The organism is Halorussus lipolyticus, from assembly GCF_029338375.1.
GTDB classification, from domain to species: domain Archaea; phylum Halobacteriota; class Halobacteria; order Halobacteriales; family Haladaptataceae; genus Halorussus; species Halorussus lipolyticus.
The window spans coordinates 379,792-406,713 of sequence record NZ_CP119805.1 but is presented as its reverse complement, the minus strand read 5'-3'; the positions used below and the strand labels follow the sequence as shown (position 1 = coordinate 406,713).

25 protein-coding genes are annotated in these 26,922 nt (G+C 65.4%); 14 read left to right on the top strand and 11 right to left on the bottom strand.

Features of this window, described 5'->3' with window-relative positions:
* Positions 1 to 47 precede the first annotated feature (47 nt).
* Both P2T57_RS18945 and P2T57_RS18940 read right to left on the bottom strand, forming a co-directional pair.
* Positions 48 to 557, bottom strand: coding sequence for a hypothetical protein (locus P2T57_RS18945; protein ID WP_276302309.1), 510 nt, complete (start codon positions 555 to 557; stop codon positions 48 to 50).
* A 66-nt stretch (positions 558 to 623) separates the two neighbouring features.
* Positions 624 to 1,964, bottom strand: coding sequence for an erythromycin esterase family protein (locus tag P2T57_RS18940; protein ID WP_276302308.1), 1,341 nt, complete (start codon positions 1,962 to 1,964; stop codon positions 624 to 626).
* A 214-nt stretch (positions 1,965 to 2,178) separates the two neighbouring features.
* Between P2T57_RS18940 and P2T57_RS18935 the strand changes: the two genes are divergently transcribed.
* The gene (locus P2T57_RS18935) at positions 2,179 to 3,363 is read left to right on the top strand and encodes an AI-2E family transporter (protein ID WP_276302307.1); all 1,185 of its coding nucleotides are present in this window, start codon (positions 2,179 to 2,181) and stop codon (positions 3,361 to 3,363) included.
* A 199-nt stretch (positions 3,364 to 3,562) separates the two neighbouring features.
* On the opposite strand, the gene P2T57_RS18930 is transcribed toward P2T57_RS18935, so the two are convergent.
* Both P2T57_RS18930 and P2T57_RS18925 read right to left on the bottom strand, forming a co-directional pair.
* On the bottom strand, positions 3,563 to 3,979 hold the full coding sequence (locus P2T57_RS18930) for a hypothetical protein (protein WP_276302306.1): 417 nt from the start codon (positions 3,977 to 3,979) through the stop codon (positions 3,563 to 3,565).
* 284 nt (positions 3,980 to 4,263) lie between these two features.
* Complete coding sequence (locus P2T57_RS18925) at positions 4,264 to 4,953, bottom strand: HNH endonuclease (protein ID WP_276302305.1); 690 nt, start codon at positions 4,951 to 4,953, stop codon at positions 4,264 to 4,266.
* A 246-nt stretch (positions 4,954 to 5,199) separates the two neighbouring features.
* On the opposite strand from P2T57_RS18925, the gene hemE reads away from it, so the two are divergent.
* The gene (hemE, locus tag P2T57_RS18920; protein ID WP_276302304.1) at positions 5,200 to 6,213 is read left to right on the top strand and encodes a uroporphyrinogen decarboxylase; all 1,014 of its coding nucleotides are present in this window, start codon (positions 5,200 to 5,202) and stop codon (positions 6,211 to 6,213) included.
* Positions 6,214 to 6,262: 49 nt separating this feature from the next.
* Here hemE and P2T57_RS18915 read toward each other — a convergent pair whose 3' ends face one another.
* The 3 genes from P2T57_RS18915 to hemH all read right to left on the bottom strand — a co-directional run bounded on the left by P2T57_RS18915 (position 6,263) and on the right by hemH (position 9,289).
* Positions 6,263 to 6,625: a hypothetical protein gene (locus P2T57_RS18915; protein ID WP_276302303.1), complete on the bottom strand. Its 363-nt coding sequence runs from the start codon at positions 6,623 to 6,625 to the stop codon at positions 6,263 to 6,265.
* A gap of 274 nt (positions 6,626 to 6,899) precedes the next feature.
* A complete protein-coding gene (gene hemG, locus P2T57_RS18910; RefSeq protein WP_276302302.1) occupies positions 6,900 to 8,255 on the bottom strand; it encodes a protoporphyrinogen oxidase in 1,356 nt (451 codons plus the stop codon).
* Positions 8,234 to 9,289 (bottom strand): ferrochelatase, encoded by a 1,056-nt coding sequence (hemH, locus tag P2T57_RS18905; protein WP_276302301.1) that lies wholly within the window; start codon positions 9,287 to 9,289, stop codon positions 8,234 to 8,236. The genes hemG and hemH overlap by 22 nt, the downstream gene beginning before the upstream one ends.
* A 112-nt stretch (positions 9,290 to 9,401) precedes the next feature.
* On the opposite strand from hemH, the gene P2T57_RS18900 reads away from it, so the two are divergent.
* The 3 genes from P2T57_RS18900 to P2T57_RS18890 all read left to right on the top strand — a co-directional run bounded on the left by P2T57_RS18900 (position 9,402) and on the right by P2T57_RS18890 (position 14,908).
* A complete protein-coding gene (locus P2T57_RS18900) occupies positions 9,402 to 10,112 on the top strand; it encodes a DICT sensory domain-containing protein (protein WP_276302300.1) in 711 nt (236 codons plus the stop codon).
* A 114-nt stretch (positions 10,113 to 10,226) separates the two neighbouring features.
* On the top strand, positions 10,227 to 10,421 hold the full coding sequence (locus P2T57_RS18895; RefSeq protein ID WP_276302299.1) for a hypothetical protein: 195 nt from the start codon (positions 10,227 to 10,229) through the stop codon (positions 10,419 to 10,421).
* A 290-nt stretch (positions 10,422 to 10,711) separates the two neighbouring features.
* Entirely contained in the window at positions 10,712 to 14,908 is a 4,197-nt protein-coding gene (locus P2T57_RS18890) for an Eco57I restriction-modification methylase domain-containing protein (RefSeq protein ID WP_276302298.1), read from the top strand.
* Between the two features lie 116 nt (positions 14,909 to 15,024).
* Here the strand turns inward: P2T57_RS18890 and P2T57_RS18885 are convergent, their stop codons facing one another.
* Positions 15,025 to 15,774, bottom strand: a complete 750-nt coding sequence (locus tag P2T57_RS18885) for a ribonuclease H-like domain-containing protein (protein ID WP_276302297.1) — start codon at positions 15,772 to 15,774, stop codon at positions 15,025 to 15,027.
* Between the two features lie 335 nt (positions 15,775 to 16,109).
* Here P2T57_RS18885 and P2T57_RS18880 point away from each other — a divergent pair, with 335 nt between their 5' ends.
* Positions 16,110 to 16,586, top strand: coding sequence for a cupin domain-containing protein (locus P2T57_RS18880; protein WP_276302296.1), 477 nt, complete (start codon positions 16,110 to 16,112; stop codon positions 16,584 to 16,586).
* Between the two features lie 109 nt (positions 16,587 to 16,695).
* Positions 16,696 to 17,646: a hypothetical protein gene (locus P2T57_RS18875; RefSeq protein ID WP_276302295.1), complete on the top strand. Its 951-nt coding sequence runs from the start codon at positions 16,696 to 16,698 to the stop codon at positions 17,644 to 17,646.
* 30 nt (positions 17,647 to 17,676) lie between these two features.
* Here the strand turns inward: P2T57_RS18875 and P2T57_RS18870 are convergent, their stop codons facing one another.
* The 3 genes from P2T57_RS18870 to P2T57_RS18860 form a co-directional block, all read right to left on the bottom strand.
* A complete protein-coding gene (locus P2T57_RS18870) occupies positions 17,677 to 18,396 on the bottom strand; it encodes a class I SAM-dependent methyltransferase (RefSeq protein WP_276302294.1) in 720 nt (239 codons plus the stop codon).
* A 72-nt stretch (positions 18,397 to 18,468) separates the two neighbouring features.
* Entirely contained in the window at positions 18,469 to 18,951 is a 483-nt protein-coding gene (locus tag P2T57_RS18865; protein WP_276302293.1) for a hypothetical protein, read from the bottom strand.
* A gap of 66 nt (positions 18,952 to 19,017) precedes the next feature.
* Entirely contained in the window at positions 19,018 to 19,356 is a 339-nt protein-coding gene (locus P2T57_RS18860; RefSeq protein WP_276302292.1) for a DsrE family protein, read from the bottom strand.
* 106 nt (positions 19,357 to 19,462) lie between these two features.
* Here P2T57_RS18860 and P2T57_RS18855 point away from each other — a divergent pair, with 106 nt between their 5' ends.
* The 7 genes from P2T57_RS18855 to P2T57_RS18825 all read left to right on the top strand — a co-directional run bounded on the left by P2T57_RS18855 (position 19,463) and on the right by P2T57_RS18825 (position 26,741).
* Entirely contained in the window at positions 19,463 to 20,065 is a 603-nt protein-coding gene (locus tag P2T57_RS18855) for an HD domain-containing protein (RefSeq protein ID WP_276302291.1), read from the top strand.
* Positions 20,066 to 20,347: 282 nt separating this feature from the next.
* Positions 20,348 to 21,847, top strand: coding sequence for an ABC transporter substrate-binding protein (locus P2T57_RS18850; RefSeq protein WP_276302290.1), 1,500 nt, complete (start codon positions 20,348 to 20,350; stop codon positions 21,845 to 21,847).
* A 76-nt stretch (positions 21,848 to 21,923) separates the two neighbouring features.
* A complete protein-coding gene (locus tag P2T57_RS18845) occupies positions 21,924 to 22,874 on the top strand; it encodes a carbohydrate ABC transporter permease (RefSeq protein WP_276302289.1) in 951 nt (316 codons plus the stop codon).
* A 55-nt stretch (positions 22,875 to 22,929) separates the two neighbouring features.
* Positions 22,930 to 23,799 carry a carbohydrate ABC transporter permease gene (locus tag P2T57_RS18840; protein ID WP_276302288.1) on the top strand — a complete coding sequence of 290 codons (870 nt, stop codon included), beginning with the start codon at positions 22,930 to 22,932 and terminating at the stop codon, positions 23,797 to 23,799.
* A gap of 442 nt (positions 23,800 to 24,241) precedes the next feature.
* Positions 24,242 to 25,468: an ABC transporter ATP-binding protein gene (locus P2T57_RS18835; protein WP_276302287.1), complete on the top strand. Its 1,227-nt coding sequence runs from the start codon at positions 24,242 to 24,244 to the stop codon at positions 25,466 to 25,468.
* Positions 25,465 to 26,250, top strand: a complete 786-nt coding sequence (locus P2T57_RS18830) for an aspartate dehydrogenase domain-containing protein (protein ID WP_276302286.1) — start codon at positions 25,465 to 25,467, stop codon at positions 26,248 to 26,250. Before P2T57_RS18835 ends, P2T57_RS18830 begins: the two co-directional genes overlap by 4 nt.
* 53 nt (positions 26,251 to 26,303) lie before the next feature.
* Positions 26,304 to 26,741: a dCTP deaminase/dUTPase family protein gene (locus tag P2T57_RS18825; RefSeq protein ID WP_276302285.1), complete on the top strand. Its 438-nt coding sequence runs from the start codon at positions 26,304 to 26,306 to the stop codon at positions 26,739 to 26,741.
* The last annotated feature ends 181 nt before the right edge of the window (positions 26,742 to 26,922 follow it).

Below are 26,922 nucleotides of genomic sequence, written 5' to 3'. Positions count from 1 at the left end.
GCGGCCTGCGTTCGGAACCCATCGCCGAGACCCAAACCGACGAATTACTACTTCGACCCTCGACGGTACTCGTCTAGCCACGGCGGCGGCGACCGGTCTCTCGACCACTCGAACAGGTGGCGCTTCTCGTTGGCGTAGTAGAGTCGGTAGGCGTCCACGTAGTCGTCGGCGGTCCACTCGCCCGTGACCTGCGGCGGGTCGCTGGGTTCGCCCGGCCAGTCGAGACCAGCGAGGACCTCCTCGTCCAGCGATTCGACCGTCGCCCAACTGCCGTGGGTCTTCTCCGGCGGGTGGTCCCACCGGTATCGCCACTCGTCGTGGGCCTCCTCGGTGTAGGCCCGGAGGAGGCCCCAGTTTTCCGGGTGGTCGGCGGCCCACCGAGTGAGCGGGTGGTCGGCGTGGGTGTAGTAGAGGTCCTCGGACTCCGGATAGCCGGCGAGTTGGACCGCGGTGGTCAGGACCATCGCGTTCTCGAAGACGGACGAAAGCACGTGGTCGTCCACTAGCCACCTCGCCGTCTGGGCGAGGTCGCGGTCCAACCAGAAGGCGTTGACCATGCCGAGCGTAGCGGTCGGACGGGCTTAGGCGCGACGGCAGGGACAGGGCGAGCGACGGGAGCGCCCTCAGGCGCAGTCGAGCGGCCGCGTCGGCGTCGATTTCCCGAGGAAGATGAGCGCGTCGAACGAGGCCGGAAGGTCGGTCCGCATGTAGTGGGCCGCCGGGTCGGCGTCGGGGTCGTAGACGGTGCCGACCCACCGCAGACGACGCGGCCGGTCGAACCAGTCTTCGAGGCGCGGGTCGTCCGCCGCGCTCGAAACGTCGAGGAGGACGGACTCAGCATCCAGCGCGTCCAAGCGAGCGGTCGCGCTGGCGTCGAGCGGGTCGTCCACGGAGAACACCCGCGGGTCGGACCCGCCGGACGACCCGGCCGGAATCGCCCGGAAGGACCCACGGGCGAAGTCGAAGCCGACCGGCCGGTAGCGGTCGCCGAACCGCAGGGCTAGCTCCTCGCCCATCGTCTCGGCGTCGGTCCAGACCTGCCCGTCGTCGAAGGTCCCTCGCTGGACGTGGCTGTTGTGCGCCCAAATTACCACGCCCTCACCGGGGTCGTGCGATTTCCAGCAGGCCGCGTTTCCGGCCATCAGGCGGTCGCGCTCGGCCATCCCCGCGGGATGCGGCCCCTCGTGTTCGTGGCGGACTCGATGCCACTCGCAGGTATGTTCGACCACGCGACAGAGGTGGCGGGCGACCCCCCACTCGTCGCTCGAACGCTCCTCGACGTAGGACTCCCGGCGCTGGTCGAGGCGGTCCGCGAGGGACCGGGCGGCGTCGGTGGCCTCGTCCAATCGTCGGTCGCTGGCGGCGTCGTCTTCGGAAGCGTCGAAATCGACCAGCGAGACCAGTTCGTCGGCCTCGGCGGCGTAGGCCGGGTCCACGGCCGCGAGATACGATTGCAACCGGGACGCCGGTTCCGCCGGGTCGCCGAGGTCGATGCCCCGGACCCGAACCCTGTCGCCGGGCGGCCGACCCTCGTTGAACGACCGAAGCCACGAGAGGAGGTCCCGGACCTCGTCGGTCTGCCACATCCACTTGTCCAACTTAGCGAGGGCCTCATCGGGGCTTTCCGCACGCCACCCGGCGATGCCGGCGTCGGCGCACTCGCCGGTGCCGTCGTCACCGCCCCTGACGTACCCGTCGGCCGGGAGCATCGCCGCGACGCCGGCCTCGAACGCGACCGTCCGGAACCCGTGGCGTTCGACCAGCGAGCGTATCAGGCGGTGTTTCGCTCGGAAGCACTCGCGGGTCCCGTGGGTCGCCTCGCCGAGACCCACGACGGCGGCGTCCGCGAGGAGGTCGGCCGCGGGTTCCGAGCTGGGAGCGTCCTCCTCGGCAGGCGTCGCCTGCCCCGCGGAAACCGGGACGGCGTAGTCCGCCAGCGCCGCCGCAACGTCGTCGCCAGTCATACCTGCTGGCTGACAGCCGCGGGCCAAAGTTCTGGTGGTGGCCAGCCAGAATCGGCGAACAGCGTTTTACCCGTCGCTCCCGTCCCTTCTTCGGAGACCATGGCGGAGTACGACTTCGACGGACAGGTAGCATTCGTCACCGGTATCGCACTCCCGGTGGCGGCGGGGGCGACCGCGATTTGACCGAGCGAAAACAACTGAGGGTCCGACACTCGTGAACTGGAACGAATTCATCGACTACGACCGGAATCGAATCGCGTGGTGGCTCTACCTCGTCGCGCTAGCCCTCGGCGTGGTGTACGTCGGCTACTCGTTCGTCGGGATGTTCGTGCTGGGCGTGTTCCTCTACTACGCCTCGCGGCCCATCTGCGACCGCATCGGCGCGCACATCGACAGCGACGGGATTGCGGCCGGACTGACGCTCGCGGGCATCGTCGTCCCGATACTGGGCATCGTCGCCTACGTCCTGCTGGTGGGACTCCGGGACGCCGCCTCGCTCTCGGGGATACCGGGGAGCGGTCTCCTCGCGCCGCTTTTGAACGTCGATAGCCTGACCACCAGCCAGCAGAGCCTCATTCAGACCCTCATCGAGAATCCCTCGGAAGTCGGGACGCTGAGTACCGAACGGATTCGACAGGTCGGGCAGGCCGCGCTGTCGGCGCTCGGCGCGCTTATCGGCACCGTGGTTCTGCTGTCGCTGTCGTTCGGACTGGCGTTCTTCCTCCTGCGGGACGACGACCACATCGCTGGCTGGTTCCGCGACGAAATCGCCGACGAGGGGTCGGTCGGCTACGCCTACGCCTACGCCGTGGACGACGAACTGGAAACGGTGTTCTTCGGTAACATGCTGTTCGTCGCCGTGATGGCCGTCCTCGCCGCAGTCGTCTACTACGGCTTCAACTTCCTCGCGCCGCCCGCGCTGACCATTCCCTTCGCCATCCTGCTGGCCCTGCTGACCGGCGTGGCGAGTCTCGTCCCGCTGGTCGTCGGCAAGGTGGTCTACGTTCCGGTCGTGGCGTATCTGGCGTGGATTTCGGCGGGACAGGGCGGCCCGGCGATGATTTACCCCATCGGCCTGCTGGTAGTGTCGTTCCTCGTCCTCGACATCCTGCCCCAGACCTTCCTCCAGCCCTACATCTCGGGTAACGACATCCACATGGGCATCATGATGTTCGCGTACCTCCTCGGCCCGATGCTGTTCGGGTGGTACGGGTTCTTCCTCCTCCCGCTGTTTTTCGTGCTGGTGATTCAGGCGGTCCGCATCGTCGTGACCGACCTGATTCACGGCGCGGAACTCTCTCCGAGCGTGGACGCCGCGCCCTCGCTCGGCGAGCGAGAACTGGGCGAGATGGGCGACGAGGAGACCGACGACTCCGATTCGGCGTCCGCGTCGTCGTGACCTCACTTCCGGACGAACACCGGCGTCCCCGGATTCCCGGCGTCTCGGTACCCCAGCGACCGGAGCGCGTAGACCAAATCCGCCAGCGCGTAGTCCTCGCGCTCGGTCGCCCGAATCCCGTCCGCGGTGTGGGCGGCGGTCTCGTCTCGAAGTATATTTATAATTGATTGCGCGAGGACGGTCGGGCGCGTCGGCCGCGTCAGGCGCGCTCGCAGACGAGCGCGCTTCCGCCCGCGAGCGCGTGACCGCTCGCTCCTCGTCCGCGTTCTCGCCGCGAGCGCCCCCGAGGACAGCGCGGACCGGTTCGTCGGCCGAGTCGAGGACGTATCGCTCGCGCTTGGCCCCAGTGTTCGACTGCTTCGGCGGCCAACTCGCCGAGTTCCTCGGGGTCGCCAGCGAATCGATAGTCGTCGGGCACGCAGTCGTGTATCCACAGTTCGTCCCGAATCACGAGGACCTGCCCGCTGGCGGCCTGCTCGAAGGGCGTCCGGGCCATGGTCTCGTACTCGCTGGCGCAGACCGCGAGGTGGAGAAACCGGGGTTCGTCGGCGTAGGATTCGGCGCGGTCGGAGAAGTCGATTGGGCTTCCGGTCTCGACCCCAGCGTCGAGCGCCACGTCTACGAACTCGGGCCGGAAGAAGTCGCTCGCGGTCGGCCAGCACGTCCTCGTCGCGGACGCTCGGCGGGACCAACCAGTAGACGTGGATGGCAGGGTCGCGATCCAGCCACCCCGAAACCCACGTCACGGCGTCGGCGAGCGTGCCATTGGCCGAGGGATTTTCGGGCCGGTAGAGTTCCGGGACCACGAGGACGCGTATCGGAGTTCGTCAGAGCCACGACGCCGAGGGGTTTGAACTCCTCGGCCGAGTTCGGAGAAATGCAGGGAGGAACGTGAGACGCTCACGCCCACGCCAGTTCGGCGTTCCGCTCCGCGAGGAGGTCGGTGTCGAGCGACGCCGGTTCGGGAAACTCGACTCGCTCCCCGTCGGCGACCATCAGCGAACCGTGTAGCAATTCGCTTTCGGTGGAGAGCGTCGGCTTCACCCGGAGGCGGTAGTCGGTGTCGATAGTGAACAGGCCCCGGTCGAACGCCTCGTGGTACAACTTGTTCACGACGAAGACGTTCTCGGGATTCCGGACCTCCGAGGGGCGCTCGGACCGCGCCACTACGTGCGCGGCATCCAGCAGTTCCGGCAGGTCTACGTCGGTCAGCAGGCAGGTCTTGTCGTACCGCTGGAGGGCCTCGATGCGGACGGACTGTGGCATCGGATACCTCGTCGTCTCGACGGTCCGTTGGGTCACACCGTACTCGGTCACGTCGTATTCCGTGACGCCGTACTCGGCCATGAACTCCTCGTCAAGTTCGACGAGTCGGTAGGTTCCGCTATCGTCCACAAACTCCAGTTGGCCGCCGTCTCGAAGCTGTTGGAGAATCTGGCGAATCTTCGCCTGCACGTTGTTGTTTTGGGGATGCTTAGCCGCGAGTCGGTCCTCGGCGTGTCGGTAGAACTCCGGGAGCGTGAACTGTTTCGTCTCGTTGGCTTCGGTGTACCGAAGCAGTTCGACGTACACGTCGTCTTTCCACGTCATGCGTACTCGGTGAAAGGATCGTCAGCAGATCACAGTTTCGAGATAAAACGTCTGTTTTCTACGTCCGATTCCGTCGCAGAACCGTATCGAGCGACAGGAAGTCGAACCACGACAGTTGGACCGAACTAGATATAGAAATATAATTGTTTACACATTATGATTATTTCTTTCTTGTGGCGGCGAGGAGCTACGGGCGCGGCCGCGATTCCGAAACCATTAGCCTCCGCCACGCCAAGCCTCGGCACAATGAGCGACCTGCTAGTCCGCGCGGCCCGAGGAGAACGCACGGAACGACCCCCTGTCTGGCTGATGCGCCAAGCGGGGCGGTACATCCCCGAGTACCGGGACATCCGAGAGGACTACACGTTCAAGGAGGCCATCTCGACGCCCGAAATCGCCGAGCGCATCACCCTCCTGCCGTGGGAGATTTTCGAACCCGACGGACTGGTGATGTTCTCGGACATCCTGACCGTGCTGGAACCCCTCGGACTGGACTATCACATCGAGAGCGGGACCGGCCCGGTCATCGAGAACCCCGTCACGCGGCCCTCCGAGGTCCCCGAGGGACATAGCGACGTGCGCGAGGAACTGGATTACGTCGGCGCGCTCCTCGAACGCCTCCAAGCGAACATCGGCGACCAGACCAGCATCATCGGGTTCGCTGGCGGGCCGTTCACCCTGTCAGCCTACGCCGTCGCCGGCCAACCGGCGGGCAAGAAACAGAAGCCAATCCGGCGCTTCCGGGTGGAGTACCCCGAGGCCTTCCGGACCCTGCTCGAACGCTTCGCCGACGTGGTGGTCGAGTACGTCGAGTATCAGGTCGAGGCGGGCGCGGACCTGATTCAGTTGTTCGACACCTACGCCGGCCTGCTGACGCCCGACGACTACCGCGAGTTCGTCCAACCGCTCCACCAGCGCATCTTCGACGCAGTGGACGTTCCCACCGTCGTCTTCGCCCGCAACCCCGGCGGCAAGTTGGACCTGCTGGCCGAGTCAGGCGCTGACGTGGTGAGTCTCGACTGGACCGTGGACATGGCCGACGCCCGCGAGGAGCTAGGCGACACCCCCGTACAGGGGAACTTGGACCCGAGCTATCTCCTCGGAGACGACGAGTTCGTCCGCGAGCGGACCGAATCGGTCATCGAGAAGGCCGGACCCGAGGGTCACATCCTGAATCTGGGCCACGGAATCGACCGCGAGACCCCCGTCGAGAACGCCAAGGCGTTCGTGGAGACTGCCAAAGAGTGGAGTTGGGAGTAACGCGGTCGGGAATCGAATCGGCGGATTGAATCGAATCGGCGAATCGGTTTCAGTCGGCGCGGGGCGCGTGACCGGACTGGTGGGTCCCCGTTTCGGCGGCGGGGGTCGAATCGCCCGCGGGCGGGTCGTCGGAACCGAAGTCGAAATCGAGACCCAAGTCGGCGGGAACGAGGCCGGCGTCGTCGGGCGATTTGAAGTAGGCGATGAGACTCCAGACGACGAACCCGGCGAGCGCGCCGACCGCCGACCCCAGCAAGTCGAGCGTGTAGAACGCGACCCCCTGCCCGGAGAGGACGACCAAGGTCGGGACGCTAGTCGAGAGGGGGACCGAGGCGTTCTCGTCCAGCAGGGTCGGAAAGAGGCTTGCTATCGCAACGATGCTACCGGCGAGGATGACAGTATCTTGCCACATGGTTGGAGAGGTGGAAACCCCCACCGAGGACCGGGCCGGAGCGTCCGCGGGAACCGACTCGGAGACCGGGAGAATCGGCCCGGAGGAGCGGAACGTCCGGGAGGGACCGAACGGCGGGGTGTTCGCGTTCAGAAATACTAACTCAGTCTGTAGTAAAGATTCCTATAGAGCGGCGATTTGGGATGGTGTCTCATCGAGACCGGATTTTTCGTGATAGAATCGACACTACGGGGAGTCGCAAGAGTTTACATCAAAATCGGAGGCCGGGAGGCGGTCAGTCCAGCGCGTCGGCCAACTCGTCGGCCAGCGACTCGGCCTCTCGAATCCGACTCGGGAGACCCATCCGGGACGTGTAGTTCGTCGCCAGTCGGACGCCCTCGGGCATCTCGACGCGCTCGACTGCCTCCCACGACGTGTCGTAGGCCGGGAACCCGCGCCGAAGGTGGTTGACTGCGACCACTTCCGCAGGTGCCCCCGTCACTTGCTCGAACTCAGAGGCCGCGATGTCTCCCATCGTCTCCTCGCTCTCGTCCAGAATTTCGGGGTCGTGCATCCCGCCGAGGAAGGCGGTGTAGACTCCTCTCCCGAACATGCTGTCGTTCCACGAGACCCCGAGGGTCCGGAGGTCGGCGTCGAACCCGACCTGATAGCCCAGCGCGTCGGGGTCCACGTCCGGGTCCGCGTCGGCCGCGAGGTCCGCCCGGAGGTAGACCATGGCGAGGGGGTTGTAGTTCAACTCGCGGAGGGCCTCGGCCGAGGAGGGCGCGAGGTCGGCCACGAGGTCAGCAGTCAGGTCCGCAGGCGTGGTCAGGACCACGCGGTCGAACTTCTCGGACCCCTCCGGCGTCTCCAGTTCGTAGGTCGCGGAATCGCCCGACGCTCCCTCTCGAACCGCGGTCACGGGCGTCTCGAAGCGAATCGAATCGACGTACTCCTCGGCCAGCGCCTCGGGGAGGCGCTGAAGCCCCTCGTCGAACGAGATGGCCGGCGGAGTGTCGCGGCCGCCCTCGGCGCGGTTGATTGCGGCCTTCAGGAGGCTTCCGTCGCGTTGCTCCAACTTCAGGAGGCCCGACAGCGCGTGGCCCACCGGCATCTCGGCAGGGTCGGAACCGTAGATGCCGCCGAACAGCGGACCGAGGAGGTTCCGATACGTCTCCTCGCCGAACTTCCGGGTGAACATCTCGGCGGCGGTTTCCTCGGGATTGGCCGGGTCGGTGTAGGGTTCCGCGAGGACTTCGCGCTTGGCCTCGGCCGACAGCAGGTCGGTGTCGCCGAATTCCTCGACCGAGAAGGGCGCGGGCCGAATCGCGCCGTCGGCGTAGACGCAGATGGGCAGGTCCGGGTCGGCGGTCCGGACCTCGCTTTCGAGACCGAGGTCCGAAATCAGGCCGTCGATGCGGTCGGTCCTGCGGGCGCGCTGTGGACCCCACTCCAGCAGGTAGCCATCGACGCGCTCGCTCCGGACGACGCCGCCGGGTTCGGGGCCAGCCTCGAACAGCGTGAACTCGACGCCGCGGTCGGCGAGGTAGTGGGCCAGCGAGAGGCCGGTGATGCCGCCGCCGACGATGCCGACACGGGGCGTCTGGTCGTCCGCGGTGTCGGTGTCCGTCATCTTGGTGCGTTCAGGCACATCGCGCCGGGCGAGTCCGAACACTGGCACTCACGGAACTGGTAGTAACCGGGGTCGAACTCGCCGACGAAGGGTTCGGCGAGGTCGCCCAGCACCGACTTGAATCGGTCGTCGTCGTGGGGAACCGGGACGCGATAGAAGTCGAGACCGACCTCCTCGGCCTCCTCGCGGAGTTCGTCGTCCAGTTCCGAGAGGGTCTCGCTCTGTTCGTGCATGAAGCTAATCGGTTCGACCACCACGCGGTCGATGCCCTCCTCGTCGCCGAGGTCCTCGATGACGTCCTCGACTTCGGGTTCGGTCCACGGGATGTCGCGGTTCTCGTGGTTCTGGTAGCCCAGCGAGTAGCCATCGACGCCGAGTTTTCGGCCGACGACTTCGCAGAACTCCTCGACGTACATGTCGTAGCGACTCCCCTCGTCGAGATAGTGTCGGGGCGTGCCGTGTGCCGAGTAGACCAGTTCGGTCCCGTCGTCGTGCAGGTCGAGGCCGTGGGCGTCGGCGAACCGGCGGACGTTCTCAGCGCGAATCTCGTTGTAGAGGGGGTGGCGGTGCCAGCCCGTGATTTCGGCGACCGGCACGTCCCAGTCGCGGGACTCGACCGCCTCGCGGAGGTCCTCGTTGGCGGCGACGGTCGTGGAGGCCCCGCAGAGGGGGTAGACCGGCAGGCCGACGAGTTGGTCCACGTCGTCTGCGTGGGCGGATTCCACGGCGTCGGAGACGAAGGGTTCGGTGAACTGCATCCCGAGGTAGGTCTCCACGTCGTAACCACGGTCGGTGAGTTCGGCCTCCAGCGCGTCGGCTTGGGCCTCGGCTTGGGGGTTGAGCGGCGAACCGCCGATTTCCTCGTACTCCTCGATGAGACCGGGGGCGCGGCGCTCGGCGAGTTGGCGGGCGCGCTGTCGCTTCTCCTCTTCGGTGTCGGCCTCCTCGAGCGAGGCGTTGTTGAGGAAGATTCGTTCGAGGTAATCGACGACGTTCTCTCGGGTCGGTTCGGCCGGTTCTCCGAAGTTGAGCAGAACGATTCCCGTGGTCATATGCGGGTCTTAGGACAGTGGAATGTAATAGCTGTCGCTTGGGGAAATCCGGTCAGCGACGAGTCGTGTCACTTTTAACACCTCTCCGATAAGGTGGAAGTTGGAACATCGAATGACGCTTTCGTCCATCATCGCCGACGTGACCGGAACCGAGCGGACGCTGACGGTGTACGACGCCGAGGAGTCGTCGGCCGTCGAGGACCTCCGGAATCACTTCGAGGTCCAGAACGTGAGCGTCGAGGAGGCTACCGCGCCCGAGGGACCGGACGACTTCGCGGTCCTCCACGACGGCGGGGCGTTTCTGGCGGCCGCGGACCTCACGAAACTCCGGCGCGCGGTGACGTTTCAGGCCGGTCTCCTCGACGCGACGGACTTCGAGGAGACCCACGTGCCGGACGTTCTCAAGCACGTCAGCGACACCACGTTCACCGCCTACGGGAAGCGCCGGATGATTCTGGCCTCGCGGGAAATCGAGGAGCAGGCGTGGCGCGAGGCCAGCGGGGAACTCCACGCCGGGTTCCAGCGCCTCTCGCTCCTGCGCGACCAGTGGGACCTCTACTCCCGAATCGCGGACCGGGGCGTCGAGATTCACGTCTACGGCGTCGGCGACTGGGAACCGCCGGAACCCGACTGGTTGACGGTCCACGCCGACGACACGCCGGAGATTCGGGACTCGTGGTTCGTCGTCTTCGACGCCCCCGGAGAGAGCGACGGCGCGCTCGTCGCGGCGGAGCGCGGCCTCAACGAGTTCGAGGGGTTCTGGACCTACGACAGCGCGCTGGTCGGCGACGTGCTGGGCCACCTGCGGGCGACGTATTCGTAGGCCTCGGTAGTCCTCGGTAGCGGTCGGGTCCGTCACGGACCGGTCGGGAGCGACCGGTAGCGGTCCGAAGCGGTCGGAATCGGGTTTCAAGGCGATAGCGTCCGTGGGACCGGTATGGCTACCCGCGACGCCGCCGGCGAATCCCCGAGCGAGGACGCGCCGAGAGAGACCGACGAGAGTTCCGAGAGCGAGACGCAACCGGTCTCCTCGGACTGCGAGCGAGTGACCGACGAGGACGTCGAACGCCTGTTCGGGTCGCTTCCCCGCGTCCGGGTCTCCCGGTTGCCTGACGGCGGCGGCGGCGCGTAGCGACCGGTCGTCCGGATTGGATAACTGCACGATTCTTTTAGAAATAAAATGCTATTTTTAGCATTTATATAGATATGTCTGAAAACGGTCGAGCGGCGACCGTTTCGAGGCCACGACGCTTCAAATCGACCCGTTGTAGTCAGGGATTTTAAAAGTACGAGGCGGTTTCCAGAATCCCGGTCGTAGCGCGCTTTGCGCCGACTTTCCGGCCCGTTAGAGAAATAAATGACAAGGTATTTTAGTTGGATACCTCAGAGCTAGAATAATTTCGGGTCGAATACTCAGAAACTATGCACACGACACTCGATTATCGGACCAACCGAGACCTGTTCTCGAACTACTACCTCGACGAGCATCTGCCCGAAACCGAGGACTGGCAGGCGGTCGGCGAGGCCGAAGTTCGGGCGGTCTACGACGAGATTCGAGCGTGCTATCGGCGGGAGGCCGACCGCGCGCCGGAGTACAACGAGCGACAACTGCGCGAGAACCTGCTGAATCCCGTCTTCGAGGCCCTCGGGTTGACCACCGCCGTCGAGGAGCCGATTCGCGGCGAGCGCCTGCGACCCGACTACACGCTGTTCGGGAGCGAGCGGGCCAGAGAGCGGGCCTTCGAGCGCAGGGACGAGGGTCGGGAGTTCCACGCCGACGCGCTCGGGGTGGCCGACGCCAAGCGGTGGGACCGGTCGCTCGACGCCGGGAGCAAGCGCGATTTCACCAATCCGAGCTATCAGATTCACGTCTACCTCGACGCGACGGGCGTCGAGCGAGGCATCTTGACCAACGGCCGGAAGTGGCGACTCTACTACGGGCCGACCAGCCATCGCCTCGACTCGTACTACGAAATCGACCTGCCGACCCTGCTGGAGACCGGCGACCCCGAGGAGTTCAAGTACTTCTACCTGTTCTTCCGGCGGGAGGCCTTCCTCGGCCGGGACGGTGCAGGCGAGGTCCCGGCCCACGTCGGCGCGGACCGGCCCTTCGTGGAGCGCGTCCACCGCGAGAGCAACGTCTTCGCGGAAGAACTCAGCGAGGACCTCCGGGAGAACGTCTACGAGGCCCTCTCGGTGCTGGCGCAGGGGTTCGTGGACAGCGCCGACGACGACGCCCTCACCCGCGACGACCTCGATACGGTGTATCAGGCGTCGCTGACCTACCTCTATCGGCTCATCTTCGTCCTCTACGCCGAGAGCGACGGCCGGGACCTGCTGGACACCGACAACGAGGTCTACCGACGCCAGTACAGCCTCAACACCCTCAAACGCCGGGTCGCCGAGGAGTTGGACAGTCCGAACCCCATCTACCAGTCGTGGCAGACGAAGCTCTGGGACCGCCTCGAAGAACTGTTCGCGCTCGTAGACCGCGGGAGCGAGTCGCGGGGCATCCCGACCGACGACCTCTACGTCCCGGCGTACAACGGCGGATTGTTCAAAACGGACCCCGAGGACCCGGAATCGGGCGCGACGACCGCTTTCCTCGCCTCGAACGCCGTCGGCGACACCTACCTCGCCGAAGTCATCGAACTCCTGACTCGGCGCGAGAGCGAGCGCAGGGAGGGCCGGGCGTTCGTGGACTACTCGTCGCTCGACGTGCGCCACCTCGGGAGCATCTACGAGGGCCTGCTGGAGTACGAACTGGAGATGGCCGACGAACCGCTCGCCGCGGTCCGAGACGACGGCGACGAGCAGTGGGTCCCTGCCGAGGAGGTCGAAACCGCCGGGAACGACTCCGAACCCGTAGAGCGCGTCGAACCGGGCGAGGTCTACCTCACCACCGAGACCGGCAAGCGCAAGACCACCGGGTCGTACTACACCCCCGAGTTCGTGGTCGAGTACGTCGTCGAGCGCACCCTCGAACCCCTGCTGGACGAGATTCGGGCGGACTTGGACCCCCAGAGTCCGGACTACGCCGACGAGTTCGCCGAGCGCGTCTTCGACCTCGCCGTCCTCGACCCCGCGATGGGGAGCGGCCACTTCCTCGTCAAGACGGTCGAGTATCTCGCTCGGGCCGTGGTGGAAGCCTACCAGAAGCGGGCCGGGAGGGTCGAGGACGCCGAGGAGGTCCTCGACGGGTCCGGTGAGACTCCCGGCGCATCCGGGAAGACCCCCGACGCGCCCGGCATCCACTGGGCGCGTCGGCAGGTCGCCCAGCGGTGCATCTACGGCGTGGACGACAACGGGATGGCGGTCGAACTCGCCAAGGTGTCGCTGTGGCTCCGGACCCTCTCTGCCGACCAACCGCTGGCCTTCCTCGACCACCACCTCAAGCGCGGCGACTCGCTGGCCGGGACCGACGTGGCCGAGGTCGAGGAGTTGGCCCGCGACACCGGGCCGAACGCCAGCCTCGCAGATTTCGGCGCGACCAGAGCCGACGCCATCGGCGACCTGATGGACGCCTACCGGGAGTTCGCCGCGCTCGAAAACGAGACGCTGGAAGACGTGAAACGGATGGAGCGCACCTACGCCGAAATCCGGCGCGACGACCTGCGCCAGCGACTGACCGGGATGGCGAACGTCCACGCCGCCGAGCGGTTCGGCCTCGACGTGCCCTCCGGGGCCTACGAGCGAATGGGTCGGGCGCTGGACGACGACCGGGAGTGGCAGGCGGTCGCCGAGAAATCGTGGTTCGAGGACGCCCAGCGAATCGCCGACGAGCGCGGCTTCTTCCACTGGAAGCTCGCCTTCCCCGAAGTCTTCTACGAGGGCGACGGGTCGGCCAAAGACGAGGCCGAGGCCGGATTCGACGCCGTGGTCGGCAACCCGCCCTACGTCAGAAGTCGGAACCTGCCCGACGACCTGAAGGAGTACTACCGCGACGAGTACCGGACCGCAGAAGGGGCCTACGACCTCTACGTCCCCTTCGCGGAACTCGCCGGTGACCTCGGCAAGCGCGTCTCGCTGGTCGTGCCGAACAAGTGGACGACGACCGGCTACGGCCGGGAACTCCGCGAGCGCCTGCTGGACGACTGGGGGCTAAAGGAGGTACTGGACGCCTCGAACCTCGACGTGTTCCCCGACGCCGACATCTACCCGGTGGTCGTGACCTACGGCAAAGGCAGTGCAGACGGCGAGACCGACGGGATTCAGGTTCGTCATCCCGAATCGGGGTCTCGGGCCGGGGAGCGCGCTCTCACCGCGGCACCTGCGACCGCCATCGAGAAGTCGCTGGTGGACGGTCTCGGCGGGCGCGTCCTCCCCGTAGATTTGGACGCCGAGTTCGCCGACACCGCGGCCGAGGTGCTGGCCCGGTGCGACCGACTCGGCGACCACGTGACGTTCACCGAGGGCGTCCACACCGGCAACGTCCGGGAGAAACTGCTGGTAGACGACCGCGAGGACCCAGACGAGACCGGGGACGCCGAGAACTGCCGGAAGGTCGTGGACGGCAAATCGGTCGGTCGCTACCGCCTCGACTGGGACGGGACGTGGCTCAAATACGACGAGTCGCTGGTCGAGCGCGACGACGGCGAGTACGCAGACCTGCGGGACCCGGACTGCTTCGAGGACGCGAAACTGCTGGTCCGGGACATCAGCGACCGGCCGGTGGCGGTCTACGACGACGACGGCTACTTCGCGCTCAACACCCTCTACAGCGTCCGGTCGCGCGACGAGTCCGACCTTTCGCTCCGGTATCTCCTCGGGGTGTTCAACTCGGCGTTCGTGGCGAGGTACTTCCGGCAGGTCTACGGCGGCACCCACGTCAGCGGCGACTACCTCCGGTTCAAGCCGATGTTCGCCGAGGAGATTCCGGTCCCCGACCCCGAAGCGGCCGACGTGGACGCCACCGAAATCGCGGCACGCGCAGGGGTCCGAATCGAGGAGACCGACCCCGAGTCAGCAGTCGCCACCCTGACCCGGCGACTCCGGACGGCGCGCGACGAGCGAGCGACCCTGAACCTCGACGTGGTGGACTATCTCGGGTCGGCGGTCCAATCGGCCGACGAGGACCGGGCGACGACGCTCCCCGAGGTCAGCGTCCCCGCCGAGGGCGTCGGCGACTCGGTGCTGGCCGAGACGGCGACCGACCGCGAGGGCCTCCGAATCGGCGAGGTCGAGATTCGAGAGGGGACGGGCGGAGGCCTCGAGTTGGCCGCTACCGCGCGGTACAAACCCGCTTCCGGCGACCGAGGAGACCGCGAGACCGACCAGTGGGGGTACGTCGAGACCGACCCGGTGCCAGCGATGCGGTTCCCCAATTTGGGCGAGACCGAGCGCGCGCTGGTCGAGGCGTTCGTCCCCGCCGTCGCCGACCGCGCCGGCGGATTCGCCGGATTCCGCGAGAACGCGACCAAGACCAACTCCCTCCTTGACCGCCTCCGAGCGATGGCCCTTCCCGACGCCGACGCGGTAGAGGACGAGATGTCGCGCTACCGCGAGGTCCGCGAGCGCGCCGAGGAACTGGACGACCGAATCACAGCACTGGAGGACGCTATCGACGCTATCGTCTATCGGCTCTACGGAATTGACGACGAGGAGGTGGGGACCGAGTAACCGGGGTTCGAGCATCCTATATAAGTGGTAAAGAAATAATTATCTATACTAAAATAAACCAAATAATGTCCGCCTGCGACGACTGAAACGACCCGAGCCACTTCGCTCGGTGTAAATCAGGGCAGGTGCGGTTCGAACACGTCGGCCCGCAGTCCCTCGTGAACGTGGTCGAGGAGCGTCCGCAAGTTCTCTGCGTCCTCGCGGTTGTACGTGACCAACCTGTCGAGCGCGGCGTCGTCTTCGTTTCTGTCGTAGCGATGCCAGAGCCGGACCGCCTCGCGCCCGTCCACGTCCTCGTCGTCGCGCTCGATGCCGATTTCGCGCTCGACGTTCTTCAGGCCGCCCGAGAGACCCATCTGCTTGCAGGTGTACATCAAATCGAGGTGTGGCGTGGTCACGTCGAGGTCGAAGCTATCTTCGAGAAACGGCTGGTCGAATCGCTTGCCGTTGAACGAGACCAGCATGCTCGACTCGGCGAACTCCTCGCGGAGGACCTCTGCGGTGAGGTCTTTCCCCTGCACGTAGGTCCGGGTGTCGCCGCCGCGGTGGAGGCTGACCGTGGTCACGTCGTGGCGCGCGCTGTCGAGGCCGGTGGTCTCGATGTCGAAGAAACAGGCGTCCTCGGCGAAGTTACCGTATGCCCGCCAGAGGCTCCCGCTCGGCAGATTCTCGCCGAAGAAGTCGGCGTCCCCGGCGTCGAGTCGGTCCCACGCAGAGTCGATGAACTCCCGGACGTTCCGGCCGGTCTTGGGGCCGAGGAGGTCCTCCTCGAAATCGTCCCAGTGAGTCACACCCTGTTGCCAGAGTTTGCGCTCGGTCTTCTCGCCCACCCCGCTGGCCGCGATGAAAGAGTTCTGGAGTTTCATTGCAAGTCGGATTAGCGGGAAGGCTCTTAGTCGTGTGTGATTCGGCGGCGGAGGACATTTAGATAAGTGGTCAGCAAAGCAACGAGAGTTTCGAAAGCCCTCACGCGGTTCGCGGTCACGTGAGGGGTGGCGGCGCTCCGCGCTGTGACTGGCGAGCGGTGGAACCGCGAGCGAAGCGAACGTGATTTCGGAAGACGCGGGTTGTCTTCCGGCGGTCGCCCTTTCAGTCCGCCGAGGTGGGTGTTCTGCTCGCCGAGCGAATCCGGGGATGCGAATCTGCGCGATGCCGACCCGAAGTACCCAATCACTTAGTTTCGGAGTTCCAAGACGAGGCCATGGAGAAAGTCGCCATCGACGCGGTGGACAACGAGCGCAACCCGATGAAAGTTCACAGCGTCCGCAAACCGGTCTCGCGCGAACTCGGCACCGACCACTTCGCCATGAACTACTTCGAGTTGGAGGCCGGCGAGTCGTTCTCCGGTGGCCTCCACCGGCACAACGACCAAGAGGAGGTCTTCTACGTCGAGTCTGGCACCGCGACCTTCGAGGTCGGACTCGACCGCGAGGAGATTGCGGTCGAAGCGGGCGAACTCATCCGGTTCCCGCCCGGCGAGTTCCAGAAGGGGTACAACGACGGCGACGAGACCGTCGAGGGGTGGGCGCTCGGCGCACCCGGCGCGATGCACGACTGGGACGAACTCCAGTCGCGGACCTACTGCCCCGAGTGCGAGGACGAGACGACCCACGACGTGGGATTCGCAGGAGAGAACTTCGAGTTGACCTGCACCGAGTGCGGGACGACGCAGGGGTAAGCCGAGGTGCCGACGCCGGAGTCGTCCGGCACCGAGACCCGACAAGTCTAGACCAGACAAGCCTATTTCTACGTGGTCGGCGTACCACCGAATTCGGGGGACGATACCAATGGACAAGAACGAGGAGTCCGGAAGCGACGCGACACGCCGAATCGGCAGACGAACCGCGCTCCGAGCGTTCGGCGCGGTCGGAAGCGGCCTGTTCGGAGCAAGACTGGGACTCGCCAGCAGTGACGCGGCGAGCGCACAGGAGCGATTTCCGCCGAGCGAGCGGACCGATTGGGGACCGCCGAGGCGACTGGGCGAGGGGTCGATAGCGACCTTCTTCACCGAAGGCCGGTCGGGCGCGCCGCGGTACCTCGGGGTCTGGTTCACCGCCGACGCGCTCTCCGGTCTTCCCGGTGACGAGACGCCCGCCGGCGAGGAGTCCGGCAACGAAGCATCCAACGCCGAGGAGTCGCCGGTCCACCTGACCGAGTTACCGCTTCCGGAGGCCGCCCGGAACGCGACGCCGATTCGGTGGATTACGGCCGACTGGAACCCGGAGGGTCACGTGCCGAGAGACGTGTACGACGTGCCCCACTTCGATTTCCACTTTTACCTGATGCCGCGACAGTTGGTCCGAAGCGAAATCCGGCCGGGCGAGTGCGACGTAGACGAGGACGGCACCCCGGATGCGGGGGTTCCGTGCGACGTGTTGGAGCGCGGGACCGAACCCCTCCCGCCGCTTCAGCAACCGCCGGGATACGCGCCGACGGACGACATCGTGCCGTTCATGGGCAACCACTGGGTGAACCAGCAAGCCCCCGAGTTCCGCGGCGAGCAGTTCACCCACACGTGGATTTACGGGTCGTTCGACGGGGAACTCACCTTCCTCGAACCGATGGTGGCGACCGACTATCTCGAAAATCTGCGGGGGCGAGAGATTGCCGACGTCGCCACGCCCGACGCCTTCCCGCGACAGGGGTTCTACCCGACCCAGTACGTGATTCGATACCTCCGGCGACAGGACGCCTACGTCGTGTTCCTCCGACGATTCCAGTTGTTCGAGGGGACCTGAACCGCCGCGAATCGACCGACTGGCGCGAACTCAGTTCGCCACGAAGACGGTGTGGTCCTCGTCGCCGGGGTCGGTCCGGTCGTCGTACCAACCGTGGCGTTCGACCGACAGGTCCAGCACGCCGCAGACGCCTTCGAGGTACGCAGGGTCGTGGTCGTAGAGGCGGTGGGTGTCCACGAAGAACTCGCCGTCCGGCGTGAAGACGAGGGCGTCGTAGCGAGACGCGCCGTCGCCAGCGTCGTGGACGTGAGTGAGTCGGGCGTAGGTCCCCTCCTCGGATTGGTGGGTCCGGAGAGAGGCCGAATCGCCGAAGTTCTCGCCGGAGATTTGGTCGAAGACGAGGACGCCCCCATCGGCGAGGTGGTCGGCCCCAGCTCGGAGGCTATCGGCGACCCCATCAGCATCGAGATGCTGGACGACCGTGAAGGGGAACCACACGAGGTCGAACGTCCCTTCGACCGGCAAGTCGGGGAGTTCGCCGACCCGGAAGTCGGCGTCGGACTTGGTTCGAGCGCGCTCGACCATCGCGGGGTACTTGTCCACGCCGACGACTTCGAAGCCCTCCTCGCGGAGTCGCTTGCTGTGTTCGCCGGTGCCGCATCCGACGACCAGCGCGCGATTTCGGTCGCCGGAGCGTTCGACCATCTCCTCGAGCTTCGACAGGACGAACGCGACTTCGGCGTCGTAGTCTTTCCGAGCGTAGAGGGCGTCGTAGGCCTCGGGATACTCGGCGTAGAGATTTTCGTTCACGCTACTCCGAACGGCGAGAACCCGCATAAAACTATCAATTCGACAGACGAGTGTGTCGGTCGTCGGAGTGACTCAGCGGAGCGCGCGAAGTCCGGCGCTCCCGAGTCGGGAGACGAGGACGACGAGGGCCTCGCCGAGTCGCCAGACCAGCGTGGCGCAGGCGGCGAGCGAGGCCAGCACCACCAGTCCGAACCAGACGAGGACGCCGTACCGGAACCCCGCGAGGAGGACGTAGGTCAGTCCGGCGACGAGGCCACCGACGACGAGAACCCCCGACACCTTCAGCACGAGGCGTTGCCGGTAGTCGAAGCCGAGAGGGTCGTCGAATCCGAGGAGCGCGGGCAGACTGACACCCACCGCGGCGAGGCCGAGGGTCACGAGGATGATGAGACCCCCGAACAGGCCCGCCATGCCGTGAGCGAACCCGTCGCTTTCCGGCGGTGGGGGTGGCATCGACGCGAGTTCGAGCGCGGTCAGGGCCGCGATTCCGACGCCGAGACCGACGAAGACGACGCGGACGGCGGTGACGAGGACGGATTTCGCGCTGGAGGGCATCGACTCGCCTATTCGGAGAATAGCGGCATAAGCTTTCGGCGAGGAGACTGGTCGGTGTCGTGGTAGTTAGGGTCGGAGGTACGCCCATCCGTCGTCTTGCAGTCGAGTCAGTTCGCTCGCGCCAGAGGAGACCGTCTCGACGCCATCCACGAGGTCTCCGTCTTCGAGGTCAAGCAGGTCGAGCGTGTTGCTACACGCCCGGAAGTCGATGCCCGCGTCGAGGAGGTCCCGAACGGTGTCGCTGTGGGTTCCGTCGGTCGTGAGCGGGTCGATGCCTTCGGATTGGGCGACGACCGCGATGGCGTCCATCTCGATGGTCTCGTCGTTCGAGAGGTTCTCCGCGATGGTGAGGACGGTCTTCTGCTGGTCCTCGTCGCCGCTGGTGAGGTGGAATGCAGTTCGCATAGTGTGTGTAGGTCGGGCTTGAGGGGGAAGTGACTGCTGGCCCCCATTCATCGACCGCAGTGCCGAGACACGAACGCTTACGGTTCGCCCGACAGATTTCGGAAGTATGAGCGACGAAACACCGGACTACCGCGCACAGGTCGAGGAGGCCTTTCCCGAAATCGGCGACATCGAGGACCCGGACCTGCGCGAGCAGGTCATCGAAGCGTGGACGCTCGGCCTCGAACGCGGCGGATGGAAGGACATCTACGACATCCCCTACGCGTGGAACATCCACGAGGTCACGAACGTCGAACACGTCCGGGGTGTCACCCGCATCGCGGTCACGTCCGCCGAGGAGCAACGCGATTTCCACGGCGCAGACCCCGACCTCGACGTGATTCGGGCCGCGTGTCTCCTGCACGACGTGGGCAAGTGCTACGAGTACGTGGACCACGTGGACGACGAGAAACTGCTGGACCCCGACCCGCGGTACGCCTCCGAGGAGGTCCCCCACTCCATCTCCGGCTACGCGCTGGCTCACGAGGTCGGCTGTCCGCTCGCGGTCCAGCGGGCGATTCCCCACTTCCTCGGCGAGGTGCCCAAGCGCACCCTCGAAGCGGAGTTGGTCAAGAGCGCGAACTCCGCGAGTTCCAACGCCATCACCCAGTCGGCGATGGGCATCACCTTGCAGGAGTGGGTCGATAAATACAGTCAGACGAGCGACTGAGGAGCAATCGGAGCATCGACGTTGGAAATATTTATCCACGTTTAACAAAGAAATAGTTGATTCAAAGCCAATTTTTGATTTCCGAAGCGTTCGGAGTCGGTCGCACCGCCGAATTCGAACGGTTCGGGGACGGAGATTCGGACGGGTCGGGGACGACGAACGGTCCGCGTGCCGCCGGCCGTTAATTACAAGTATGGTATCAGATACCATAGTAGGAAAGTTGTCAGTACCAGCGCAAAGACGTTAAGCATCGTTGATGACGATTAAGGAGGGTGGGGAATCATGAACCGACGACAGTTCATCGCGGCGACGGGGACAGCGGGACTCGCGGGACTTAGCGGCTACGCGACACGACAGGACGGGGACGGGTATCTGCAAGCGGGGAACCAAATCGGGTTCCCCGAGAACTGGCAGGCCCGCCGAATCGAAGCGTCGAACGACTGGCCCATCGAGGCCCGACGAGACGTGCCGAACCGACAGGAGGACTCGACGTGGACCGACACCCAGTCGTTCCAGACCGCGACGTGGGAACCGCCGGAGGGGTGGCAAGACACCATCGCCTCGGAGGTCGATACGCTCCAAATCCTGAACCACGGCGCGGCCAACATGGAGTTCGACCCGGCCACGCTGGCGACCCACGAACTCTTCGAGGAGAAGACGGGCATCGAAATCGAACCCCTCGAAATCGGCGTGGACCAAGCCAACCTCCGGGAACAACAGTTCCTGAGCGCCCGGAGTAGCGAACCGCAGGTCATGAACGTGGACGGACCGCTCGTCCCGGTGTTCGTCCAGCAGGGGTTCCTCGAAGTCGTGGACCCGCTGTACACCGAGGAGATGTGGGACTCGTACATCCCGGCGCTCCGGAGTCTGGTCGAGTGGGACATCGACGCGACCCGCGAGGGCACCCACCAGTACGGCTTCCCGAACATCGGCGAGGGAATCGTGGGCAACCTCCGACCGGACCTCGTGGAGGAGCAAGGCATCGACCCCTCGCGGTTCCAAGGCGAGTGGTCGTGGGACCTGCTGGAGGAGACCATGCAGGCCTTCGAGGGGACCGACGTGTTCGGCTACGCCTACTACGCCGGGAACCCGACGTACCTGTTCTACTCCTTCCGCGAACTCCTCTACCAGCAGGGCGGCCGACTCGTGGCCGACGACGGCACGGTGCAGGTCGATACCGGCCCGGCCCGGACGGTCCTCCGGAAGATGGCCGAGTGGCGGGACAACGGCTGGGTCCCCGAGGATGTCATCACCTACGGCGAGGGCGACATCATCGACCTGATGCTGGCGGGCCAAGTCGCCTACGCCGACGGGTTCAGCGACTTCGTGCCGCGACTCCTGAACCGGTACGAGGCCGACACCGAGTACCGAGCGGTCCGGCCGCCGCGGGCCAACACCGGGCCGAACCCGGACCAAGCGTCGCTCATCGCGCCGAACGCGACGGGCATCAACCCCTTCGCCGACGACGCGCACAAGGTGGCCGGTCTGCTGTACGGCGATTTGCGACTGAGCTATCCGAGCCAGTGGTGGGAGTTCACCTACGAGAACAATCTGGCGTTCATGGACAAGGTGTTCACCGACTCCGCGGAGGCCGGATTCCTCCAGTACGGCGACGTGGTGGGGTCCGCGGTGGACCGCGGCGTGCTGGAACTGTTCCCGCAGATGCAGGCCATCTTCCAGCGCCTGACCGACCCGTTCCAGCAGGCCATCACGGGGAACATCTCGCCGCAGGAGGCGACCCAACAGGGCCAGCAGTTCGTCGACGACGTGCTGGGCCAGTAACCCGGCCACCGACTCCCCGACTAACCCGATCCAACGAACTCGACAACCCAATTCAACGACTCTCGCCACGCACACGATGTCAGAAGCCTACAGAGACGTTCCCGAGAGCGGCCTCGGCCGCGTCAAGCGACTCGTCTCGGACGTAGCCAACGACCACATCAGACTCTTCCTCCTCGGGCCGGCACTGCTGAGTCTGTTCCTCATCTTCATCTACCCCGTCACCTTTCTGGTGTGGACCTCGATGCAACGCACGCTGGCGTTCGGCGTCGCCGCGGAGTTCGCGCCGACCGCGAACTACGAGGCGATGCTGTCGGACCCGACGTTCTGGAACGCCGCCGAGAAGACGCTGACCTACTCGTTCGGGTCGTTCGCGGTCACGATGCTCGCGGGGTTGGTCATCGCGCTGGCGCTCAACAGAGTCGCCCGGAAGCGACTGCGGGACACCTACACGACGCTCATCCTGCTGTCGTGGGCGGTGCCCCTGTCCATCGTCGGCGTGACGTGGCGCTGGATGTTCAACGGCCAGTTGGGCGTCGTGAACAAGTTGCTACTGGACTTGGGGATTCTGTCGAGTGGCTACTCGTGGCTGGCGAATCCCCTCTCGGCGATGGTAGTCGTCGTCGCGGCCGACGCGTGGTCCCGGATTCCGTTCGCCACCATCATCATCCTCGCCGGGTTGCAGTCCATCCCGCAGGAGATGTACGACGCCGCGAAGGTGGACGGCGCGACCACCTTCCAGACGTTTCGCCACGTCACCCTGCCGTACCTCAGGCCCTCGTTTTTCGTCGCGGGCCTCATCACGTGGATGTTCGCCTTCCGGGCGTTCGCCATCCCGTTCTCGACCACCGGAGGAGGACCGGCGGGCGCGACGGAAGTGCTGTCCATCTACATCCACCGGTTCGGCATCGAGTTGTTCGACTTCGGCTTCGCATCGGCGGTGTCGATGTTCCTCGTCGGGGTGACGCTCATCGTGGCGGGCATCTACGTGAACGTGATTCTCGAACAGATTTCGGAGATAGAGGAATGACGGGACGAGAGGACAGGGGAATGACGGGACGAGCGAACGGGGAGGGCGCGGACTGATGGCGGGCCGAGAGTTCGGCATCGAGAAGTACCGGCGCAGACAGCGGTTCTGGAAGGCGGTCGAGAGTCCCTACGTCGTCCACTTCGTCCTCTTTCTGGCGGTGTTCTTCATCACCGCACCGCTGGTCTGGGAACTCCTCACGTCGCTGAAGACCAACGACGCGGTGTACAACCTGACGTACCTGCCGCGGAATCCGACGCTCGAAAGCTACTACGTCGCGTTGTTCGACCGGGGATTCTGGCGCGCGGTGGTCAACAGCGCCATCATCTCGTCGGCCTCGACGGTCGCCGTGATGCTTCTGGGGACGCCCGCGGGGTACGTCTTCAGTCGCTATCGGTTCCCCTTCGACAACCTCGTGTTCACGTTCATCCTGTTCACGAGGCTGTTCCCGCCCATCGGACTGGTGGTGCCGTACTACCGCATCATGCAACAGTTCGGCCTGCTGAACACCAGACTCGGCATCGTCATCGCCAACGTCTACCTCTGGTTGCCGCTGGTCATCTACATCATGCGCAACTTCTTCATCACCATCCCCAGAGAACTGGACGAGGCGGCGAGAGTGGACGGTTGCACGAAGATTCAGGCGTTCCGGCACGTGGTCTTCCCGGTGGTCCTGCCGGGGTTCGCGGCCGGGACCATCCTGACGTTCCTCTACTCGTGGCGGGAGTTCCTCTTCGCGTTCACCGTGAGTACGGACCTCTCCTCGATGACCATTCCGGTCGCAACCTTCCTGTTCGTCGGCGACACGTCGATTCTGTGGGCCTCGATGGCCGCGGCCGCGGTAGTCGCCACCATCCCCTCGGCGCTCGTCGTGTTCTTCTTCCAGCGGTACATCGTGGTCGGCCTCACGGGAGGGCTAAAGCGATGACCGGCGGGATTTTCGGAGATGCGACAGTCGAGAATCGGCCGAGGACGCACTCGACTGACCGAACCACCGGCGAACGCTCGGCGATACGTTCCGCCCGTCTGGGTGGACTGAAAGGGGCCGGTCACGCGAGCGGTGCGCGGCGCTCCGCGCCGCGACTGGCGAGCGGTGGAACCGCGAGCCAAGCGAGTGTGACCTCGGAAGTCACAGCCCGCGCAGGAGCGAAGCGACGAGGAGGAATGTCTTCCGGTGCTCGATGGCGGGCCGGAGACCCGTGGTCGTCTCAGCGACTCCTATCCGAGGTGGGCCGTCAGGCGGACCGAGGAGATGTCGCTGAGCGGCCGCCAGCGGGCGGGGGCTTTCTAAGCAATCAGCCACCCATTCTAGACGATTGTATAGATATTCTAAAGCAATACACAGAAGTCCAGACGGACAACACCAACTCATGAGCGACACAGCACCAGAGACCGCGAGCGAGGAGTACACGAACGTCGAGGACCGCGAAGTGAGCCTGCGCCTCGACGGCGTGACCAAGCGATTCGAAGAGGAGGGCGGCGAAGTCGTCGCAGTGGACCACGTTTCGATGGACATCTACGACGGGGAGTTCGTCGTCTTCGTCGGTCCCTCGGGGTGTGGCAAGACCACGACGCTCCGGATGGTCGCGGGTCTCGAAGACCCCTCCGAGGGCCGGGTCGAAATCAACGGCGAGAACGTGGCGGGCCGCGACCCCCGCGAGCGGAACGTGGCGATGGTGTTCCAGAACTACGCGCTCTACCCCCACAAGACGGTGCGCGAGAACCTCGCGTTCCCGCTCACGATTCGGAAGTACCCGAAGGACGAGCGCCAGCGGAAGGTCGAGGAGACCGCCGAGATGCTCGGCATCGGAGAACTGCTGGACCGCCAACCCAGAGACCTGTCGGGCGGTCAGCAACAGCGCGTGGCGCTCGGCCGGGCCATCATCCGGGACCCCGAGTTGTTCCTGTTCGACGAACCGCTGTCGAATCTGGACGCAAAGCTCCGCATCCAGATGCGGACCGAGTTGAACAAACTCCACCGCAGAGTGGGCAAGACCTCGGTGTACGTCACCCACGACCAAGAGGAGGCCATGACGCTGGGCGACCGCGTGGCTGTGATGAACGACGGCCGACTCCAGCAAATCGCGCCGCCGCAGGAGGTCTACGAGCATCCTGCCAACCGGTTCGTCGCCGGATTCATCGGGGAACCGCCGATGAACTTCTTCGCGGTGGAACTGAGCGAGCAGGACGACGAGCGCGACGGCGACCTCTGGCTCCTCTCGGAGGCCTTCGAACTCGCGCTTCCCGACGAGATGGCGGCGGCGCTCTCGTCGTGGGACGGCGACCGCGAGCGACTCGTCTTCGGGATTCGACCCGAGGACTTGCAGGACGCCGCCCTCCTCGACAGCGACGAAATAGACTCCCGGCGCTCCTTCCGGGCCTACGTCAAGGTGGTCGAACCGATGGGGTCGAACGTGGACCTGACGCTTGCTCCTCCCGGTGCGACCGACGACGAGTCCTCGGAGTTCACCGCGCGAGTCTCGAACGACACCACCGCCAGCGAGGGCGACACCATCACCGTCGGCGTGGAGGTGGGCGCAGGCCACGTCTTCGACGCCGAAACCGGCGACAACCTCACTCGGGACCGTGACCAATGACACAGACCTACACCCTCGGACTGCTCGGATTCGGTCGCATCGGCCGCGCCCTCGCAGAGTACGTCGAGTCGGCACCGGACTTCGAACTCGACTACGTTCTGGTTCGGTCGGAGAAGGAGGGGCTTCCGCAGGAGAAGCAAGTGACCGACCCGACGCGGCTCGCAGACCGACCGGTCGATTTGGTCGTGGAAGCGGCCACTCACGAAGTCGTCGCTGACCTCGGGGCGACGGTCCTCCAAGCGAGCGACCTCATGGTCCTCTCCGGGTCCGCGTTCGTGGACGAGTCCGTCGAGCGACGACTCGTCTCGACCGCGAGCGAGAACGGGAACGCCGTCTACCTTCCTCACGCCGCGCTGTTCGGCATCGACGGACTCCTCGACGCGCGGGAAGCACTCGATTCGGTATCCATCACCGCGACGAAGGCCCCCGACCACCTCGATTTCGGGTACACCGACGAGGTATCTCCGGACGACATCGAGGGACGAACCGTCCTCTACGAGGGACCCGTCCGGGGCCTCTGCGAGCGATTCCCGCGAAACTTCAACTCCCACGCGGTGGTGGCGCTGGCCTCCCTCGGACTGGACGACACCGAGTCGATGCTGGTCGCCGACCCGGAGGCCACGAGCGCCAACCACGTGATTACGGCGTCGGGCGACGGGTTCGACCTCGAAATCGTCCGGGAGAGCGCTATCAAGGGCGTCACCGGCGACTACACGCTGGTCTCGATTTGGGGGTCGATACGCCGGGTCCTCGGTGGTGACGACGGACTGCGGTTCGTCTGAACGTCGTCCCGCGCGTCCCGAAGTTTTTGGTCGTGGCACCCGGCGATATATCCATGCGACCAAGCGAACTGACGACACTCGTCTCGGGCCTCCTCCACGAGGAGACCCAAGTGACCGACCGCGGCCTCGATTTGACCGTGAGCGAAGTGCTGACCGTCGAGACCCCCGGAAGGGTCGATTTCGGCGGCGACGAACTCCGTCACGCCAACTGCGCCGCCCACGAGAAGGTGTGGCGCAACGATGAGGACGACTACCAGTGGTGGCACTTGGAGGCCGGCCAGTACCTCGTGGAGTACAACGAGACCCTCGACGCGGACCGCCCGCTGAGGGTCCAGACCCGCGATGCGGTCCGCGAGCGCGGGGCTTTCCACCCGACGCTGGAACTGACCGACCTCGGCAGAATCCCCCTCTCGGTCCCACCGGGCGGGATTCGACTCAAGGAGAACGCCCGGATTTCGACGGTGCTTCCGCCCGACGAGGAGTCGGAGTAGCGTCAGTACGTCACTACCTCGACGCCTTCGATTCGGTCGAAGTGGCGGACGTTTCGCGTCACGACCGGTTCGTCGTTGGCGAGTGCAGTCGCCGCGATGATACAGTCGTTGCGTTCGATTCGCTATCCCCGAGCAATCAGTCGTCCCGAAATCCGCCCCGCCTTCTTCATTACGGACTCGT